Origin of the sequence: Moraxella sp. VT-16-12 (assembly GCF_002224245.2) — a bacterium.
Classification (GTDB): Bacteria; Pseudomonadota; Gammaproteobacteria; order Pseudomonadales; family Moraxellaceae; genus Moraxella.
Genome location: NZ_NKHK02000007.1, coordinates 26,411 through 43,540 on the forward strand (window position 1 = coordinate 26,411; position 17,130 = coordinate 43,540).

Genomic DNA, 17,130 nt, shown 5'->3' on the forward strand with positions numbered 1-17,130 from the left:
ATGCTAAAAACCCTTAAAAAAGAGCAAGTTATTAAGTATAATAATTTGTTGAATATGATAAAAGACAAAATCACTAGTGGTGAGTATCTGTTTTTACCTGCTTTAAATTTTTTATTTTTACTTGGTTTGGTTGATTATCAGTCCAAAAATGATACATTAGTGTACACCAAAAAATGAAGTTATCAAAACTCTATAGTAATCAGCCTAATTTATTTCAACCCATCATATTTAATCAAGGGTTAAATTTTATTTACGCTGATATTAGACAGCCAAAAAATCAACAGCTAGATTCTCACAATCTTGGCAAAACAACCCTTGCTAGATTGCTTGATTTTATGTTTTTAGCCAAAAAACATCGTGAACAATTTTTATTTGCAAATGAAGAAATATTCAAAAGTTTTATTTTTTTCTTAGAGATTCGACTTGCTACAAACCATTATTTGACCATCAAACGTGGTGTTACTGATAATGCAAAAATATTTTTTAAAGAACATGAAACATTCCATCAAGATTATCATCAATTACACGATGAAGGTTGGAGCTTTTCACCACCATCGTTTGATAAAGCCAAACAATATCTTGACGGCAAATTAAACCTAACCGCCGTTAAACATGGGTCTTATCGCCAAATCATCAATTACTTGATTCGTACCCAAGAAGATTTTGGTCAGGTATTTCAATTAAATAAATATCGTGGTAAAGATTCCGATTGGAAGCCATATATGGCAAACCTATTGGGCTTTAATGGCAATCTTGTGACGCAGCAATACCAAGTAAAAAAACAGATAGCAGACTTAAAAACTGATATTAAAAACTCAAGCACATTTAATAAAAAAAATGCCAGTGAAGCGTTAAGCAGAGTAGATAATGATTTATTGATACGCACCAAAGAACTTGCAGACATTCAAGATTTTGTTTCAAAATTTAATTTTCATGAAATAGACCAAAAAGCCATTGAAGAGTTGGTTGCCAGTATTGATAAAAAAATTGTTCATTTAAATATGCAAGAATATTCACTAAAAAATAGTATTTATCATATTGAGCAATCTTTTGTGGAAGATAAAATCAAGTTTAATCCACAAGAAGTTCAACAGCTATTTCATGAAGCCAATGTACTGTTCGCTGAGCAAGTTGTTAAGGATTTTGAACAACTCATTGCCTTTAACCTTGCCATCACCAAAGAACGTAATGAGTATTTAAAACAAGAGCTTGAAGAAAATAAAGTAGAATTATCACGCATTCAAGATGAATTGAAAAACCTCAACTTAGAAAGAGCCAAACAGCTTGAATTTTTACAAGAAAGTGAGTTAATCAATAAATTTAAAGATTCCAATCATCAAGTTTCTGAAATCCAAAGTCAAATTTTGTATTTGGAACAGCAAAAAAAAGCTATTGAGCACGTGTTAGATTTGCAAAAGAAACAAGGTGCTCTAGAATCATCATTGGTTAATATTAAAAATCAAATACAAACTGATATGACCAAAGTCAATAACTCCAAAGATAGCATTTTTAGTCAAATTCGTTTGTATTTTCATGAAATTATTATGCAAGTACTGGATAAAAATGGTCAAATTTCTGTTTTTTTAAATAGTGAAGATAATTTTGAATTTAAAGCAGAATATCACAACAAAAAAGGCATAAAGACTGATGAAAGCAAAGGTAGTACTTATCACAAATTTTTGTGTATTGCGTTTGACTTGGCAGTAACTAGAACGTATCTTGGTAAGAATTTTCCACAATTTATCTATATAGATGGCGTATTTGATGCCTTAGATAACCGCAAAAAACAGTTACTATTAGAGATTTTAAGAAAATATGCTGATATTGGCATACAAATCATTGCCACCACTATTAACTCGGAAGTACAAGGGTTAATAACTCCACTAGAGCCATCAGAAATCATCTTAACCTTACATGATGATGGTCAGGATGGTCGTTTGTTTAAAATGCCAACTTGGTAAAACCCTTTCAAAATAACTAGCCCCATTTAATAGCTTGACTTATAGTTACCACCAAGACTATTTTAGACAATAAAAACCCTTGCTTATCTTGCTCGTCAGCAAGCAGAGGCAAGGGGCATTTAGACTTCTTTAAGTAAAAACAACCGTTTTTCACCTGTCATGCAAATGGCAGGTTTTTTATTGTCTTTACAAAATGTATTTTAGCACAGTTAGCCCCATTTTGGGGCTTTTTTATTTTGTTTAAAATCATGATGTTATAAAATTTTTATAGGTTTTCTTTTATTTTTACCTATATTTATATTGACATAAAATAAAGGAAAACCTATAATAATCCCCATCAAGCCAAAACGATTGCCTTGCCAACTCTTTAACAACTTGCAGTTACGAAACCGTGCGAGATAACGGAACGAATAAGCTAATCAGCTATTGCCTGTTTGTGCCATGCACCTACAACCAAAAACAGGCAATGTCGGATTAACTTTTAGGCAATGACAGTTTAAGGAACTTATATGAAGCCTTTATTTCCCACTTTGAATGTGCCAAGCATTAAGCCCCAAGTGTTGGGGTTGGTGGTAGATGCTGACCATGAGATTAGCACCCATGATGGCGTGATATATGTTCAGCTACATCCCACAGATGATGAAGTGTACGCTGAGATTCATTTTAATTTTGAGATGGATTATGAGTATGTCGCCCCTGAGTATATGGACGGCTACTTGATGTGTGGTGGTGATGTACAGCTAGGCAAACACAACATCACTTCATGGGAAGTGGTGGAAGTTGAAGGCTGTCAATGGACACCAAGCATTGATGATAAAGCTAAGATTGAAGTGCTTATCAATAAATGGATAGATGACAGTTGTGAAACTATCGCCCAAGACATCTATGATAAAGCTTGTGAAGTTGAGTATTAGTTTAACAATGACTGCCAGTTTATCAAAGCTGGTAGTGGTGGCTAAACTTCTAAACTAAGGAAATGAATATGGATAAGGTATTAGGGGCAATTCTTTGGATTGCCCTAATCTTTATGCTTTGCCGTGCCGTACTGGGCATGGCGGAACAATCTGTTAATGACAGCTCACGATATGCCCAAGAGTATCAGGAGCTGTTAAAACAAGTTCAGCAAGAACAGGGGCAGTATATCTCCCCTGCTGACCAAATGTTAATTGAGATGATGAATTATAAGGAGTAAATCATGCGTTTTTACAATGAAAACGATTATTTGGACTGGCTAGAAAGCCAGCATTCTGCTGATGAGCTGGCAGAGCGTGAACAGTATGAAGCTGATGACGATTATTGGCACAATCAAACCTTAACACAAGGAGAAACCCCATGAAACTATACCAAATCTCTAATGAACTGTCTGCCAAGATGACAGCATTGGGCGAGATGTTGCTTGCTGGTACAGAGCCAAGCGAAAAAGAAAAAGAAGTTCTTATTACCCTAGATGGTGATTTGGATAAAAAGTTGGTTGGCTATGGCTATATCATCAAAAATTTAGATGCCGAAAGTCAAGCATTGGAAACAGAAATCAAGCGTTTGACAGCCAAGAAAAAAGCCAAAGAACGCCATATCGCCCTACTCAAAGAGCGTATGCAGTTGGCAATGATGGAAAATGGTAAAGATGTGATTGATGACCCCATCATGCCAGTACAGCTTATATTCAATCCGCCAAGTGTCAGATTAGATATTGACCCTAAGCATTTGCCGATTGAGTACCAAAGAATCAAGGTGGAAGCGGACAGAACAGCACTGTCCAAAGCACTCAAAGCTGGTGCTGAAATTAACGGCGTTGTTCTTGAACAGAAGCAACATATAAGGATTGGCTGATGGAAATTTTTAAGCAAATAAACGCCTTGCAAGCTGAGCTATCTAGCGTTGGTATTGCAAAGGACAAAAAGGCAGGTACTGGCAATTATGGTTATCAATTTCGTGGTATTGATGATGTGTACAACACATTAAGCCCATTGCTTGCCAAGCATGAAATTATCATCATGCCACGCTTTAGCGAGCGGACAGTTACTGAAAAACAAGGGAAAAGCGGTATCTTGTTTTATGTGTCTATCAAGGGTGAATTTGATTTTATTTCAAGTAAAGACGGCAGTAAATACACTGCCGTAACCTTTGGTGAAGCAATGGACAGTGGCGATAAAGCCACCAATAAAGCCATGAGTATTGCCTACAAGTATGCTTGCTTTCAAGTGTTCGCCATTCCCACCACAGGGGATAATGACCCAGATGCCACCATTCATCAGAATGTTCAGAATGTGCAACAAACACACCTCATCAGCCAAGACCAAGCCAACGAGCTTAAAGCCATTTTGGGTAATCTGTCTGATGTTGGCAGACAGCAGGCAATGGCTGAAATGCAAAAATGTGGATTGCCAACTATTGAGCAAATGCACCAACAGCATTTTAGTAACTGGAAAGGATTTTTATTAAGCCTTTCTTAAACCCTTTTGCAAGGCAGGAGTAGCTACCGCCACGCCTTGCACCCTATTTGGAGTTAAAAATGCACAAAATCCCCTTACAAGTATTATTGGCAAGCTGTGTTTGTGTCGCTAGAAAAGATTTTCGCCAATACCTTGAATTCGTATCTACAAATAGTAGAAATTTAAATAGTCGTTAGACTTTCACCATTTTAAAAAATATTTATCTTAAAATCAAGGAATAACCCATGTCAAACCTTATCAATTTTAACTTTGAAAACAATCAAGTTCGCACTGCCATTAAAGATAATGACAATGTGTATTTTTGCTTATCTGATGTTTTGCCAATTCTAGGCTTAGAAAGTCGTGCCATTAGCAAGTTTAATCTTGATGATAAAGGGGTGGAAAAACTTGCCACCCCTACCAAAGGCGGAATGCAAGAAGTTACTTTCATATCCGAACCTAACCTATACCGTGTCATCTTTCGCTCCAATAAGCCTGATGCGGTCAAATTCCAAAACTGGGTATTTAATGAAGTTTTACCATCCATCAGAAAAACAGGTAACTACAACACCAAGCCCACCAAGCTGACAGCCAAAGAAAAAGCAGAATGTTTAAACATTCTGATGGCGACCTTTGGTGATGTGTTATCCAAAGAAGCCAAAGAAACCATCTTAGTTACCACCACAGAAAATCTGTTAGGTTTGGATTTAAGGTATCGCCCACAGGTGCAAAAAACTTATTCTGCCACCCAGATTGGTGAAATGCTGGGCATTTCTGCTCATAAAGTTGGCAAATTAACCAATGCACATCACCTAAAAACAGATGAATATGGGGTGTGGGTATTAGATAAATCTGCTCACAGTAGTAAACAATTAAGCAGTTTTCGTTATTACAATTCGGTTATCCCTGTCATACAAGCGTTGTTAAACAACAATCATTAAGCCAATGGAGCATCATTATGTCAACAGTAAACAAAGTAATCATTGTTGGTAGATTGGGTCAAGACCCAGAAGTTCGCCAATTTACCAATGGTGGCAAAGTCGCCAATCTATCCATCGCCACAAGCGAACGTTGGACGGATAAAAATACAGGTCAGCCCAAGGAGCAGACCGAATGGCATAAGGTGGTGCTATATAACCGCCTAGCAGAAATTGCAGAACAGTATCTATCCAAAGGTAGTTTGGTCTATATTGAAGGTAGCTTATACACCGAAAAATATACAGACCAGCAAGGCATTGAAAGGTATGTTGCCAAAATCAAAGCTCAGTCCATGACAATGCTTGGCGGTGGTCAAAACCACCAACAAACAATGCAAGGACAGTATGGCACACAACAGCCAAGCCATCAAGGGCAACAGGGCTATCTGCAAGCTCAGATGAATAATCAGCCCATCGGTCAAGGTCAAGCCCCACAAGCCCAGTACTACCAGTCCATCAATGGACACCCAACCAATGTACCAATGGGGCAACCAATGGGGCAAATGGCAATGCCTACTGCCACATCAGCACAAGTGCCTGATGACGACATGCCATTTTAAGATTCTCAACCTAAGCATTAGGCGGTAAGCTATGAGAGCCGTCATATCCATAGCTGTGTTTGATTGTGTTCCTAGCGGATAACACCAACAAGGCAAACACCGAGTGGCTCACGAGACGGGCTGATTTAAACCATCATCTGATTCATCTGATGAATAAATAATAATTGGAGTAAAATGTTATGTGTGATTGTCTTAATACCATACCACAATTAATCGCTAAAAATCTGCAAAATCAAGGGATTGATATACAAGGCATGCCTTATATTGCCAGTCGTGAGTGTTTTAAGGGTGATTTTTATTATTGTGCTGTCGCTCTTGAAACTGTCTTATTTCAAAAATACAAAAAGAGAAATGGTGAGATTGGCACAAAGAAAGTCAAAAGACCTTTGATTCCTAAGTTTTGTCCGTTTTGTGGTGAGATATATGTTAAGGAGCAAAAATGAACCAAGATGACGAAAAGAAAAAAGAAGCAGTCAGCAATATGCTTGCTGGCTGGTTTGGCAAATGGGCAGATGCTGAGCCAACAAAACAAACACAATCATCTAACAATGGGTGGATTGGTACAGCCAAACAGCTACCCAAACCCGACCAGTTGGTCATCATTGCCGTGGATTTAGGCTTAGACACACCTAAAATCTGTCTTGGCAGTTATGCCAAAGATGATACACCCATTACTGATGATGAAGGTAACACCTATTCGTACAGTCATTGGTGGAATGATGAAAATGATGATTTTATGTGGGAGTTTGGGGAAGTGAAGTATTGGCAACCATTGCCAGAGCCGCCAAAGGAGACAAAGCGTGGATAGTATAACCGCTCAGAAATTTGCAGAAGTATATGGTATTGAAAAAATAAAACAAATTATTACCAACTGTCCGCAAAATTGTGATGTGTACCGTGAATGTGTTGGCGATACCATCATTAGACAAATACCCATTGGGGTATTTCAAACTGTCTTAGTAACACTTGGACATGAACCTAACCCACCAATAAAGGAGATAACCAATGACTAATCTACTAACCCCCCAAGAAGCTCTGCAAGCCTTGATTGATGGTCAAGATATTGAGTTTATAGAACAAGATAGTGATGAGTGGTTTGCATTTAATGAACGCTTTGCTATTAAGTATTTATATAAAGAAAACCTATCCTTTCGTAAAGTAAAAAAGCAAGAAATGATTACGATTGGTGATGTGTCGTTCCCTAAGCCTTATCAAGGTGAGATGGAATATAACGAAATCTACCATGTCCCAAGAATAGATTATAAATCGTTGTACAACAGCACACGTTGGGACGGTGGAGCAGAAGACCGTATGATGATGAGTAGGGGCTTGCTACACCTATCCAAAGAAAACGCCATTGCTCATGCTAAGGCTTTGATTCGGTTGAGTGGGGGTGAGATATGAAAACCTACACAGATGGTAATATTCTTGTACAAGCCGAGTCTATGACAGACGTTGAGTATTTTCGTGAGTATGACGGTGATATGTCTTATCCTGATGACAACCCAAAGATGGGTATGTTTGTAATGCATGGTAATGCACTAACAATGCACTGGGCATTTTACCCTGACCCTGATAATTTTTTTGCAAGATTTAAGGAGGTTAAAGATGAATGAATTAAAACGCCTAAGATTACCACAGGTCATTGAAAAAACAGGTTGGAAAAAGACCACCATTTATGACAAAATCAAAAAAGGCGAATTTCCAGAACCAAAAAAGGATGGCAGAACAACTTACTGGTTGTCCACTGACATTGACAACTGGATAGTAAGCCGATTCTAAACCCCACCCCCATGCCTTATGGTGTGGGGGTTTTTAGTTGATAAATATAATCCGCCCACACTTGAAGCATTTCACGCCTTTCATCAAGCCATTGTACACGGTTATATGCCCTACCATTACTATCTCTTACCTGATGACCTAGTTGCATCTCAATCATACGATAATCGTATTTGAATTTCTCTTCCAAAAGCGTGCGAGCGATTGCCCGAAAACCATGTGATGTTTGCTCGCTACTGTCAAATCCCATACGCCTTAGTGCTTGATTGAGTGTATTTTCAGATAAGGGGCGAGCTTGGGTGATTGCACTTGGAAAAACAAGCTCGCTATATGGACGATATTCTTTCATTTGCCGTAAAATTTCTATGGCTTGATGTGATAAAGGACTGACCATTTGTACACTTGTAGATTTTTTGGTTTTATTAGGCATGTATGTCCAAGTACCATTATCCAAATCCACCTGCTCCCAGGTCATATATCGTATTTCGCCAGGACGAGCAAACATGAGTAGCAAAAACATCAAGGCTTGACGAGTAACGAAATAACCATGATAGCCGTCCATTGCACACACCAAATCCCCAAGCCTTTTTTCATCAAGTATGGCAGGGTTGTGGCGGATTTCTCCCATCTTAAACGCCCCTTTGAGATTGATGGCAGGATTAGTGTCGCTCCGTCCTGTTGCCACAGCATAGGTCAGGGTTTGATTAATTAATGAGCGTACTTTTTCAAGTTTGGCAAAATGCCCTGCTTTTTCAATCGGCTTTAAAACAAGCATTAAATCAGGTACAGTAATGTCTGATACAGCCTTATTACCAATGACCGCCAACAATTCATCTTGATAATTCTGCATTTTCTCTTGGGTTTTTGGTGAGTAATTTTTGGTTTCTAGCCATTCTCTAAATACAGATTTAAAATCATTTTTTAAGGCATTTTCTTGTTTTTGACGCTCCAATTCAAAATAAGTCTTGGGGTCAATGTTTTGGGCAAGTAGTTTGCGGCAATCTTGGCAAGCAATACGGGCATCTGCAAGCGATAAAACAGGATAATCACCTAATTTGTACATTTGAGATTTTGTTGTGATGGGGTGTTTGTATTGCAAATACCAATATTTGCCCCCATTTGGAGTAATATTGATAACAAGTCCATTGCCATCATATAGGCGGTAAAGTTTATCTTTGGGTTTGGCTTTATCTATCTGTGTGCTAGACAGGGGCTTGGTTTGACGTGCCATAACAGTATGCCCTTTTTAAAAACAACAGTATGAGTACGATATACTGTTAATTGTACTGTTATTATTGACGGATTGCAACGAACTTTAACGGACATAAGCGGAATTATAAACAATAAAAAACCCTTGAAATTTAGTATCTTCAAGGGTTTTTGAACTTTAATAAACTTCTACGGAAGTTTAGATGGTACCAGTGGTCGGACTCGAACCGACACGCTTTTAAGGGCAACGGATTTTGAATCCGTCGTGTCTACCAATTTCACCACACTGGCATGATTGGTTAGCTGATTTGCTATGGGTGCGTATTATATAGGATTTTTGGATTTAGTCAAGTAGCTTTGTATCAAATAACAAAAAAATATTTTAAGACATTGATTTTTAAGGTCAATCTACCAACTCAAACGCCCTTTGTAATGCATCATCTAGCCTATCTGCTGCCATAATCACAATATTGGCAAAATTTTTATCGCCCGCTTTGGGAGCATTGGCTTTGGGAATGATGGCGTGTGTAAAGCCATGTTTCATCGCTTCTTTTAGGCGTTCTTGACCATTTGGCACAGGTCTGATTTCTCCTGACAATCCCACTTCACCAAAGACACATAAGCGAGCGGGCAAGGGTTTTTCTTTAATGCTAGATGCACACGCCAAAAGCACCGCCAAATCTGAGCCTGTCTCCATCACTTTAACACCGCCCACCACATTGACATAAACATCTTGACCACTGGTATGAATGCCGCCATGCCGATGCATGACCGCCAAAAGCATGGCAAGTCTTTGATAGTCAAGCCCCAATGCCATACGCCGTGGCTGACCTTGGCTATCGTCCACCAACGCTTGCACTTCCACCAACAAAGGACGAGTGCCTTCGCGACTGACCATCACTACAGAGCCAGCAATTGGTTTTTCATAACGACTCAAAAATATCGCCGATGGGTTGGCAACTTCTTTAAGTCCCGTGTCAGTCATGCCAAAAATTCCCAGCTCATTGACCGCTCCAAAACGGTTTTTGACCGCACGAATCATACGAAAACGACTATCGCTCTCACCTTCAAAATAAAGCACCGTATCCACCATGTGTTCAAGCACCCTAGGCCCTGCCAACGCCCCTTCTTTGGTAACATGACCCACCAAAAACATCGCCGTGCCTGTTTGTTTGGCATAACGCGTCAAAACGGCGGCAGACTCTCGGATTTGAGCCACGCCCCCAGGGGCAGATTGTATGACATCAGTAAATAAGGTCTGAATAGAGTCAATCACCACCACCGCAGGCTGTTCACTGGCAAGTGCCAAACAAATGGTCTCAACATTGGTTTCGGCAAGCACTCGCAAGCGGTCAGTTGGTAGTCCCAAACGCACCGCACGCATGGCAACTTGTGATAGACTTTCTTCACCGGTGATATAAAGTGCTGAACCTGCCAACGAGTCAGAGCTTACCATATTGATGGCGGTTTGCAATAAAATGGTGGATTTACCAATGCCAGGGTCGCCCCCAATCAGCACCACCGAACCTGCCACCAATCCGCCACCTAACACACGGTCAAATTCACCCAAACCTGTGGGCATACGGGTTTCTAGTGAAAATCCCACATGAGAAAGTGTCATTACCGCCGAGCTGTCGCCTGCATAATTGGTGCTTTTGGAGGTAGATTTTGAGCTTGTTTTTTTGTGGTGGGGCATGGCAACATTTGGTGCTTCGACCAAAGTGTTCCATTCGCCGCAGTCAGCACATTGCCCTGACCACTTGCCATAATTTGCCCCACAGGATTGACAGACGTATGATGATTTTTTTGCCATAATAATACTGTTAAAATTTTTGGTCATTGTAAAGGGTTATATGCCTTTTTACAAATGCTTTTTTAAACCCATCAAACATAAATCAAGTCTCCATCAGACGACATTCAAAGCAGTTGCTAGAAAAACAAAGACATGATATAAATCAAGTTAATTAATTAAAAAGGCAAAGATATGACCATTTTAGACCAACTCATCAATCTTATGCTGGAAAAAGTAGAAGTAGTAACAGTTCCCAAGCAAGAGCTAGATGATTTTTTATCGCAAAACAATATTGATATTTGTGATGAACATTATCAGTTTTTATTAAAATATGGGAATAGTGGGTTTTTAAAAAGTGATTTTGGAGATTTAAGTTTTTTAGAGTTTAAAGACTACTATTTAGATAATGAAATTCTTGATGATATGAAATTACCAAATGGATATAATTATATTGGCATGGATTTTTACGAAAATTCTTTATGTAAAGACCCAAATGAAAGTCAGTTGTATTCATTTGGATATGGTGAATTGAATATACCTTTTGACTATAATGGACTTAAAGAGCTGTTGTTTTGTAGTTTATTTTTTCATATAGATTGTGATGAATGTTTTGAATATTATGAAAATAATATAAAAATAAATGATATTAATGAATTTAAAGAAAAATATTTTAAATATGAAATAAAATATATTGATACCCATGAAATATATTTTTTTAAAGACAGTCAATTGATTATCTGTGATGACAAATTTTATCGTTACCATATCTATGGTGGTGGTATTTTAGATAAAGTGATTTTATGATATAAAACGATAAAATTTTACCAATTACATCAAAAAACCGACCTATTTTCATTATTTTTAATAAAATCATGTTAAAATAACCTATTTTAGGAAAATCCTATGTACCCATTTTTACGCCTTACCAAAACTTTGCTCAAAAGCTCGCTTGATTTTAAAAAGGGCAACACACTTAGCCTGCACGATACGGCAGAATTTTATTTTACTGCTCGTTTTAATGACATTGACAACTTTCTTGAAATGAACAATGGGCGGATTTTTACACTATTTGACCTTGGTCGTACTGATTTTGCCATTCGCACAGGTTTGGGCAAAAAACTGCTACAAAAGCGATGGGGCTTGGTAGTGGCAGGCAGCACCATTCAATACCGTAAGCGTATCCGTGCCTTTGATAAAGTGGTCATGAAAACACGTGTGGCTGCCATTGATGAGCGGTGGTTTTATATTGAGCAAACGATGTGGGTTAATCACAAATGCACCTGCCACGCCCTACTACGCACCGCGGTTACCAACATCAAAACAGGCAAAGTGATTGACACCAATCAAGTCATGCAAAGTTTGGGTTATCATGATATTAGCCTGCCACCTGATGAATGGGTGCAAGCATGGATAGATGCCGATAAATTGCGTCCATTTCCACATTGATATAAATTTTGAAAATATATTTATTTTTAAAAAAAATAAATATTACAATTTGTATCAAAATATGATTTAATAGCCCCATTTTTTAAATTCTGCTAATATATGTGTTGGTTTTTTGTATTTAAACCAAATCACACCTTTTGGCAGGTCAATATTAAAGTAGCGAGATTTCTCATGACCGCAATTACTGCCCCTGATTTTGTAAAACATCAAGCTCTTATCAACTGGGTCGCCCAAATTGCCGAGCTTACCAAACCCGCCCGCATTGAGTGGTGCGATGGCTCACAAGAAGAATATGACCGCCTTATCAAGCTGATGATTGATAATGGCACGATGGTTAAACTTAATCAAGAAAAACACCCTGATTCTTATTTGGCATTTTCTGACCCATCAGATGTGGCTCGTGTTGAAGACCGCACCTTTATTTGTAGTGAAAAACAAATTGATGCTGGGGCAACCAACAACTGGCAAGCTCCTGATGAAATGCGTGCCATCTTAAATGACAAATTTGATGGCTGTATGGCAGGTCGTACCATGTATGTGGTGCCATTTAGCATGGGTCCTTTGGGCAGCCATATCGCTCACATTGGCGTTGAGCTAACCGATAGTCCTTATGTGGTGGTCAGCATGCGTAAAATGGCTCGCATGGGTAAAGCGGTTTATGAGGTTTTAGGTACCGATGGTGAGTTTGTGCCTTGCGTGCATTCAGTGGGCAAACCTTTGGCAGATGGTGAAAAAGATGTTGCTTGGCCATGCAATGATGATAAATACATCGTGCATTTTCCAGAAACTCGTGAAATTTGGTCATACGGTTCAGGCTATGGTGGTAATGCCCTACTTGGCAAAAAGTGTCTGGCCTTGCGTATCGCTTCTGTGATGGGTCGTGAACAAGGTTGGCTTGCTGAGCATATGCTGATTTTGGGCGTAACCAACCCCCAAGGCAAAAAACACTATGTGGCAGCCGCTTTCCCATCAGCGTGCGGTAAAACCAACTTTGCCATGCTCATTCCACCAACAGGCTATGAAGGCTGGAAAGTAGAAACGGTGGGCGATGACATTGCTTGGATTAAACCATCAGCCGATGGCAAGCTCTACGCCATTAACCCAGAAGCAGGATTTTTTGGTGTCGCCCCAGGCACTAACACCAAAACCAACTCCAACTGTATGTCATCCCTATCATCTGATGTGATTTATACCAATGTGGCGGTTACCGAAGACGGTGAAGTATGGTGGGAAGGCAAAACCAAAGAAACTCCTGCCAATCTTACCAACTGGAAAGGTCAAAAACACGACCCAAACAGTGGCGAGAAAGCATCTCACCCCAACGCTCGCTTTACTGTATCAGCATCTCAATGCCCATCAATCGACCCTGATTGGGAAAATCCAGAAGGTGTGCCAATCTCTGCCTTTATCTTTGGTGGTCGCCGTGGTGATACCGTTCCTTTGGTAAGTGAAGCGGTCGATTGGGTGGATGGTGTATACAAAGCTGCTACTATGGGTAGTGAAACTACTGCAGCAGCCGTTGGTGCACAAGGCGTGGTACGCCGTGACCCCTTTGCGATGTTACCTTTTGCTGGCTACAACATGGCAGACTATTTTAGTCATTGGCTGGATATGGGTGAAAAAGTTGGTAAAATTGCCCAAGAAAATGGCAACACCCTACCCAAAATCTTTAATGTCAATTGGTTTAGGAAAGATGGCGAAGGTAATTTTGTGTGGCCGGGTTTTGGACAAAACATGCGTGTGCTTGAATGGATTATTGGTCGCTGTGAAGGCAATGCCAATGCGGTTGCCACCCCAGTTGGTCTGGTGCCAACCTATCAAGATTTAAATTGGACAGCCATTGATTTTAGCCAAGATGACTTTGATACTGTTACTCATTTAAACAAAGATGAGTGGATTAAAGAGCTTGCTAGCCACAAAGAGTTGTTTGATAAACTTGGTGAGCGTATGCCACAAGAGCTGATTGACCATGCTGATAAGCTCTTGGCACAAATTCAAGCCATGTAACCCAACAAAAATACCCCAAATTGGGGTATTTTTTTATGCCTGCATGGTGGATTTAATTCTTTCTAAATAAGTGCGAATATTCGTTACATAGTGCATACATTGCACATAACGGCTATTTTTATCAGCGTTTTGCGACAGATAAACATACATATCCGACCAACTGTGGGGATTTTTACCATCATCACTCAACTCTTTTTGGATGCGTTTGACCGCATTTGGTCCCATATTATAGGACGCAAGCACGAACCACAAACGCTCTGTCTCTGGAACGTCCGCAAACATTTTTTCCATACTTTCTAGATATTTTGCCCCACCTTGGATGCTTTGTATGGCATCTGTACGGTCAGACACGCCCATCTCTTTGGCAGTCTCATTGGTAAGCATCATCAAACCCTGCACGCCTGTGGGTGAAATGGCATCTGGATTTAAATGCGACTCTTGATAACTAATCGCTGCCAACACTTGCCAATCATGGTCGTATTTATCAGCTTCGGATTTAAAGGTTGGCTCATACAATGGCAGTTTTTGCGTTAAAGCCTGTTTAAAATGATGTTCACTATAATCATTTTTTAATAAGTTGCGGTCATAAAAATGAGCCACTGTTTGAGTTTGTCCAAGCTGTTCTTGACTGCACAAAAAACTTGCTGAGTGGTCAATCAGCCCCTTACTTTCACTCAAAAATGTCAAACCCACCTGCGGATTTAGCCCGCGTTCACTGAGCAGGCTTTGAGTTGTCGCATCACAAGCAATCAATTGTGTATGAAAATCACTCGCATCAGAGCCACTCACACCAAGCACCACATCTGCTTCGCCATGACTTAGGGCATTCATCAAACTTACTTCGTCTTCATAAGTTTTGACCGTCAAAGATACACCCAAATGTTCGGCATAACGTTTGGCGACATCATAACCAAAACCATGCAACAGCTCGCCATCTGCAAACACCGTGGACTCATCATCAATGGTTGCCACCACCATTTCATTTTTTGCAATGATTTTATCCACCCCAGAAACCGCCGGTTCAGCGTTTCCTGCTAATAGTGATTTGGCAGGCAAAGCAAGCAAAGATAATGCACCAAGCTGTAATAAATGCTTCTTAATAAAACGCTTAGTAGTTGATTTTTTAGCTTTTTTATCTGTGCAATGACAAATGCGTTTGGCGTGATGATGGGTAAATACCACCGACACACAAGACAAAAACGGATTAAATATCAATGTTTGATAACATTGTTTAGCAGATGATGGAATCGTTCCATAAGGTGTTACAGCTGTGCGAATATTATGCATGAAATTTCTCCTTTCTTAACCGTATGCCAAGCCTTTACTTGTTTTAAAAGTCATTTAAATCATAGACTTAGTAGCAAATGTTTTAGATAAATCGCTAAAATTTTACTGTGATTCAAAGATTTAACCCATCTGTTAGGATAGGTATCCTTGACAGCAAATTTTGCTTTTTAAATCAATATGGCATGATTGGCATGAAAGATACAGTCATTTTCCGTGCAAGATAAGTGCCAAAAAATAACATTGCACTTACTCAGTACTCATATTGCATTTGCTGACGGTTTGGTCAAATGGGCAATTTTTTCGCAAAATTGATTAAATTTTAAACTAAGGCTCTCAAAAGCCGATGAACTTACTATGCGAAATTTGCCATCAATCTGCAATCACAACTTTGTACACTGAAAATAAACGGTAGTTTTTTGGCGACAAACGGTAAAAAATAGCAAAACTTCACAATGTAAGTATTTGTAGGATGGTCTTGGTAATTTGTTTCATAAATTTTTATTATTTTCAAGTATTATTTATAAACTTATTGGTCATTTTGATAAAAATTATTAAAAATCAATATCTTATAAAAAGAAATCCCTTTCTTTTTCTTATAAATGATAAAGAATATTATTTAAAAGATGAGAAATGCTCATGATAATGCTTATTTCTTATACAGGATTGTCAATATCCACGAACACACACTCAACGTCAAAGTGCTTAGCGACTTGTTCACCTAGGGCGATAATCCCGCCTTTTTCAGTGGCATGATGACCTGCCCCAAAATAATCCACCCCCAATTCTCGTGCCATATGTGTGGTACGCTCAGACACTTCGCCAGAGATAAAGCCATCACAACCCATCTGATGAGCCTGCTCTATCATATCCTGGGCAGCTCCTGTGCATAGGGCAATTTTTTGGAGCATTCTGTCAGGATTATCGCCCAAATAAAGCGGTTCACGCCCCAATGTTTCACAAATTTTTTTAGCAAAATCAATGGCTTTTATAGGGGAGCAAGTTGCAATATTACCAATAGGTAGTTTCTCATCAGGATATAACGCCCCCACAATCGTCAGCCCCAACTTATCAGCAAGCAGTGCATTGTTGCCATACACAGGGTGAGCATCCAAAGGCAAATGATAAGCAATCAGAGATATACCGTGTTGTAATAACATGCGGATACGCTTACCTTTGATGCCCACAAGTGGCTGACTCTCACCTTTCCAAAAATAACCATGATGCACCAAAATCGCTTGGGCATTTTCTTGCACCGCCCTATCTATCAAGGCTTGACAGGCGGTTACTCCTGTGATGATTTTTGTGATGGGTGTATCCGCATCTACCTGCAATCCGTTGGGGCAGTAATCTTTAAACTCATTGGCATGTAGTAATTCATCACAAAATTGGGTGATTTGTTGAGCAGTAATCATGTCATCTCCGATAAATTAGCCAAATTAATCATAACTTTTTGGATAATTTATGTATCAAATTAAAATTTTTGGCATATAATGAATGGCTTTTTGGTGGGAAATGCAAATTTGCTTAACAAATAATCAAACAAACACATTAAACACCATTAAATCCTTACTGATTTATAAAATGTATCGCACAATACACGCACATCTTTAACCATATTACGACAAATTGTCAAAATTAGCAATTGGTTACTGTGTTATAGTGCGATTTTAGCAAGACCAA

The 17,130-nt window shown here is 39.1% G+C and carries 22 protein-coding genes and 1 tRNA gene; 18 read left to right on the forward strand and 5 right to left on the reverse strand.

Annotation, left to right across the window (positions count from 1 at the left end; all coding sequences use genetic code 11):
- From CEW93_RS11080 to CEW93_RS07465, 15 genes are all read left to right on the forward strand, one after another.
- Complete coding sequence (locus CEW93_RS11080; protein WP_370511947.1) at positions 1-177, forward strand: ABC-three component system middle component 8; 177 nt, start codon at positions 1-3, stop codon at positions 175-177.
- A complete protein-coding gene (locus CEW93_RS07405) occupies positions 174-1,961 on the forward strand; it encodes a DUF2326 domain-containing protein (RefSeq protein ID WP_089538988.1) in 1,788 nt (595 codons plus the stop codon). Before CEW93_RS11080 ends, CEW93_RS07405 begins: the two co-directional genes overlap by 4 nt.
- A 509-nt stretch (positions 1,962-2,470) precedes the next feature.
- Entirely contained in the window at positions 2,471-2,875 is a 405-nt protein-coding gene (locus CEW93_RS07410; RefSeq protein ID WP_089538989.1) for a hypothetical protein, read from the forward strand.
- Between the two features lie 68 nt (positions 2,876-2,943).
- Entirely contained in the window at positions 2,944-3,153 is a 210-nt protein-coding gene (locus CEW93_RS07415) for a hypothetical protein (protein WP_089538990.1), read from the forward strand.
- A gap of 3 nt (positions 3,154-3,156) precedes the next feature.
- On the forward strand, positions 3,157-3,297 hold the full coding sequence (locus tag CEW93_RS10835) for a hypothetical protein (RefSeq protein ID WP_186727936.1): 141 nt from the start codon (positions 3,157-3,159) through the stop codon (positions 3,295-3,297).
- Positions 3,294-3,791 carry a siphovirus Gp157 family protein gene (locus tag CEW93_RS07420; RefSeq protein ID WP_089538991.1) on the forward strand — a complete coding sequence of 166 codons (498 nt, stop codon included), beginning with the start codon at positions 3,294-3,296 and terminating at the stop codon, positions 3,789-3,791. Before CEW93_RS10835 ends, CEW93_RS07420 begins: the two co-directional genes overlap by 4 nt.
- The gene (locus CEW93_RS07425; RefSeq protein ID WP_089538992.1) at positions 3,791-4,414 is read left to right on the forward strand and encodes an ERF family protein; all 624 of its coding nucleotides are present in this window, start codon (positions 3,791-3,793) and stop codon (positions 4,412-4,414) included. The genes CEW93_RS07420 and CEW93_RS07425 overlap by 1 nt, the downstream gene beginning before the upstream one ends.
- 224 nt (positions 4,415-4,638) lie before the next feature.
- Positions 4,639-5,334, forward strand: coding sequence for a BRO family protein (locus tag CEW93_RS07430; protein WP_089538993.1), 696 nt, complete (start codon positions 4,639-4,641; stop codon positions 5,332-5,334).
- Between the two features lie 17 nt (positions 5,335-5,351).
- Positions 5,352-5,930 carry a single-stranded DNA-binding protein gene (locus CEW93_RS07435; RefSeq protein ID WP_089538994.1) on the forward strand — a complete coding sequence of 193 codons (579 nt, stop codon included), beginning with the start codon at positions 5,352-5,354 and terminating at the stop codon, positions 5,928-5,930.
- 179 nt (positions 5,931-6,109) lie between these two features.
- Positions 6,110-6,373, forward strand: a complete 264-nt coding sequence (locus CEW93_RS07440) for a hypothetical protein (protein WP_089538995.1) — start codon at positions 6,110-6,112, stop codon at positions 6,371-6,373.
- A complete protein-coding gene (locus CEW93_RS07445; protein ID WP_089538996.1) occupies positions 6,370-6,738 on the forward strand; it encodes a DUF551 domain-containing protein in 369 nt (122 codons plus the stop codon). Before CEW93_RS07440 ends, CEW93_RS07445 begins: the two co-directional genes overlap by 4 nt.
- Positions 6,731-6,943, forward strand: coding sequence for a hypothetical protein (locus CEW93_RS07450; protein WP_089538997.1), 213 nt, complete (start codon positions 6,731-6,733; stop codon positions 6,941-6,943). Before CEW93_RS07445 ends, CEW93_RS07450 begins: the two co-directional genes overlap by 8 nt.
- The gene (locus CEW93_RS07455; protein ID WP_089538998.1) at positions 6,936-7,334 is read left to right on the forward strand and encodes a hypothetical protein; all 399 of its coding nucleotides are present in this window, start codon (positions 6,936-6,938) and stop codon (positions 7,332-7,334) included. Before CEW93_RS07450 ends, CEW93_RS07455 begins: the two co-directional genes overlap by 8 nt.
- Positions 7,331-7,546 carry a hypothetical protein gene (locus CEW93_RS07460; protein ID WP_089538999.1) on the forward strand — a complete coding sequence of 72 codons (216 nt, stop codon included), beginning with the start codon at positions 7,331-7,333 and terminating at the stop codon, positions 7,544-7,546. The genes CEW93_RS07455 and CEW93_RS07460 overlap by 4 nt, the downstream gene beginning before the upstream one ends.
- Positions 7,539-7,712 (forward strand): AlpA family transcriptional regulator, encoded by a 174-nt coding sequence (locus CEW93_RS07465; protein ID WP_089539000.1) that lies wholly within the window; start codon positions 7,539-7,541, stop codon positions 7,710-7,712. Before CEW93_RS07460 ends, CEW93_RS07465 begins: the two co-directional genes overlap by 8 nt.
- A gap of 16 nt (positions 7,713-7,728) precedes the next feature.
- On the opposite strand, the gene CEW93_RS07470 is transcribed toward CEW93_RS07465, so the two are convergent.
- The 3 genes from CEW93_RS07470 to radA all read right to left on the reverse strand — a co-directional run bounded on the left by CEW93_RS07470 (position 7,729) and on the right by radA (position 10,731).
- Positions 7,729-8,940 carry an integrase arm-type DNA-binding domain-containing protein gene (locus CEW93_RS07470; protein WP_089539001.1) on the reverse strand — a complete coding sequence of 404 codons (1,212 nt, stop codon included), beginning with the start codon at positions 8,938-8,940 and terminating at the stop codon, positions 7,729-7,731.
- 182 nt (positions 8,941-9,122) lie between these two features.
- Positions 9,123-9,209: transfer RNA gene (locus CEW93_RS07475), tRNA-Leu, on the reverse strand.
- Positions 9,210-9,321: 112 nt separating this feature from the next.
- A complete protein-coding gene (gene radA / locus CEW93_RS07480; protein WP_089539012.1) occupies positions 9,322-10,731 on the reverse strand; it encodes a DNA repair protein RadA in 1,410 nt (469 codons plus the stop codon).
- A 171-nt stretch (positions 10,732-10,902) separates the two neighbouring features.
- Here radA and CEW93_RS07485 point away from each other — a divergent pair, with 171 nt between their 5' ends.
- From CEW93_RS07485 to CEW93_RS07495, 3 genes are all read left to right on the forward strand, one after another.
- Complete coding sequence (locus CEW93_RS07485; RefSeq protein ID WP_089539002.1) at positions 10,903-11,514, forward strand: hypothetical protein; 612 nt, start codon at positions 10,903-10,905, stop codon at positions 11,512-11,514.
- 99 nt (positions 11,515-11,613) lie between these two features.
- Positions 11,614-12,156, forward strand: coding sequence for an acyl-CoA thioesterase (locus CEW93_RS07490; RefSeq protein ID WP_089539003.1), 543 nt, complete (start codon positions 11,614-11,616; stop codon positions 12,154-12,156).
- 171 nt (positions 12,157-12,327) lie between these two features.
- A complete protein-coding gene (locus CEW93_RS07495) occupies positions 12,328-14,163 on the forward strand; it encodes a phosphoenolpyruvate carboxykinase (GTP) (protein WP_089539004.1) in 1,836 nt (611 codons plus the stop codon).
- 33 nt (positions 14,164-14,196) lie between these two features.
- Here the strand turns inward: CEW93_RS07495 and CEW93_RS07500 are convergent, their stop codons facing one another.
- Both CEW93_RS07500 and CEW93_RS07505 read right to left on the reverse strand, forming a co-directional pair.
- Positions 14,197-15,450 (reverse strand): transglycosylase SLT domain-containing protein, encoded by a 1,254-nt coding sequence (locus tag CEW93_RS07500; RefSeq protein WP_089539005.1) that lies wholly within the window; start codon positions 15,448-15,450, stop codon positions 14,197-14,199.
- Between the two features lie 653 nt (positions 15,451-16,103).
- Positions 16,104-16,862, reverse strand: a complete 759-nt coding sequence (locus tag CEW93_RS07505) for a Nif3-like dinuclear metal center hexameric protein (protein ID WP_089539006.1) — start codon at positions 16,860-16,862, stop codon at positions 16,104-16,106.
- Positions 16,863-17,130 lie beyond the last annotated feature (268 nt).

Coding starts and splice junctions, on each gene's coding strand:
- CEW93_RS11080 (WP_370511947.1), top strand. CDS start 1: ATGCTAAAAACCCTTAAAAAAGAGCAAGTTATTAAGTATAATAATTTG.
- CEW93_RS07405 (WP_089538988.1), top strand. CDS start 174: ATGAAGTTATCAAAACTCTATAGTAATCAGCCTAATTTATTTCAACCC.
- CEW93_RS07410 (WP_089538989.1), top strand. CDS start 2,471: ATGAAGCCTTTATTTCCCACTTTGAATGTGCCAAGCATTAAGCCCCAA.
- CEW93_RS07415 (WP_089538990.1), top strand. CDS start 2,944: ATGGATAAGGTATTAGGGGCAATTCTTTGGATTGCCCTAATCTTTATG.
- CEW93_RS10835 (WP_186727936.1), top strand. CDS start 3,157: ATGCGTTTTTACAATGAAAACGATTATTTGGACTGGCTAGAAAGCCAG.
- CEW93_RS07420 (WP_089538991.1), top strand. CDS start 3,294: ATGAAACTATACCAAATCTCTAATGAACTGTCTGCCAAGATGACAGCA.
- CEW93_RS07425 (WP_089538992.1), top strand. CDS start 3,791: ATGGAAATTTTTAAGCAAATAAACGCCTTGCAAGCTGAGCTATCTAGC.
- CEW93_RS07430 (WP_089538993.1), top strand. CDS start 4,639: ATGTCAAACCTTATCAATTTTAACTTTGAAAACAATCAAGTTCGCACT.
- CEW93_RS07435 (WP_089538994.1), top strand. CDS start 5,352: ATGTCAACAGTAAACAAAGTAATCATTGTTGGTAGATTGGGTCAAGAC.
- CEW93_RS07440 (WP_089538995.1), top strand. CDS start 6,110: ATGTGTGATTGTCTTAATACCATACCACAATTAATCGCTAAAAATCTG.
- CEW93_RS07445 (WP_089538996.1), top strand. CDS start 6,370: ATGAACCAAGATGACGAAAAGAAAAAAGAAGCAGTCAGCAATATGCTT.
- CEW93_RS07455 (WP_089538998.1), top strand. CDS start 6,936: ATGACTAATCTACTAACCCCCCAAGAAGCTCTGCAAGCCTTGATTGAT.
- CEW93_RS07460 (WP_089538999.1), top strand. CDS start 7,331: ATGAAAACCTACACAGATGGTAATATTCTTGTACAAGCCGAGTCTATG.
- CEW93_RS07465 (WP_089539000.1), top strand. CDS start 7,539: ATGAATGAATTAAAACGCCTAAGATTACCACAGGTCATTGAAAAAACA.
- CEW93_RS07470 (WP_089539001.1), bottom strand. CDS start 8,940: ATGGCACGTCAAACCAAGCCCCTGTCTAGCACACAGATAGATAAAGCC.
- radA (WP_089539012.1), bottom strand. CDS start 10,731: ATGGCAAAAAAATCATCATACGTCTGTCAATCCTGTGGGGCAAATTAT.
- CEW93_RS07485 (WP_089539002.1), top strand. CDS start 10,903: ATGACCATTTTAGACCAACTCATCAATCTTATGCTGGAAAAAGTAGAA.
- CEW93_RS07490 (WP_089539003.1), top strand. CDS start 11,614: ATGTACCCATTTTTACGCCTTACCAAAACTTTGCTCAAAAGCTCGCTT.
- CEW93_RS07495 (WP_089539004.1), top strand. CDS start 12,328: ATGACCGCAATTACTGCCCCTGATTTTGTAAAACATCAAGCTCTTATC.
- CEW93_RS07500 (WP_089539005.1), bottom strand. CDS start 15,450: ATGCATAATATTCGCACAGCTGTAACACCTTATGGAACGATTCCATCA.
- CEW93_RS07505 (WP_089539006.1), bottom strand. CDS start 16,862: ATGATTACTGCTCAACAAATCACCCAATTTTGTGATGAATTACTACAT.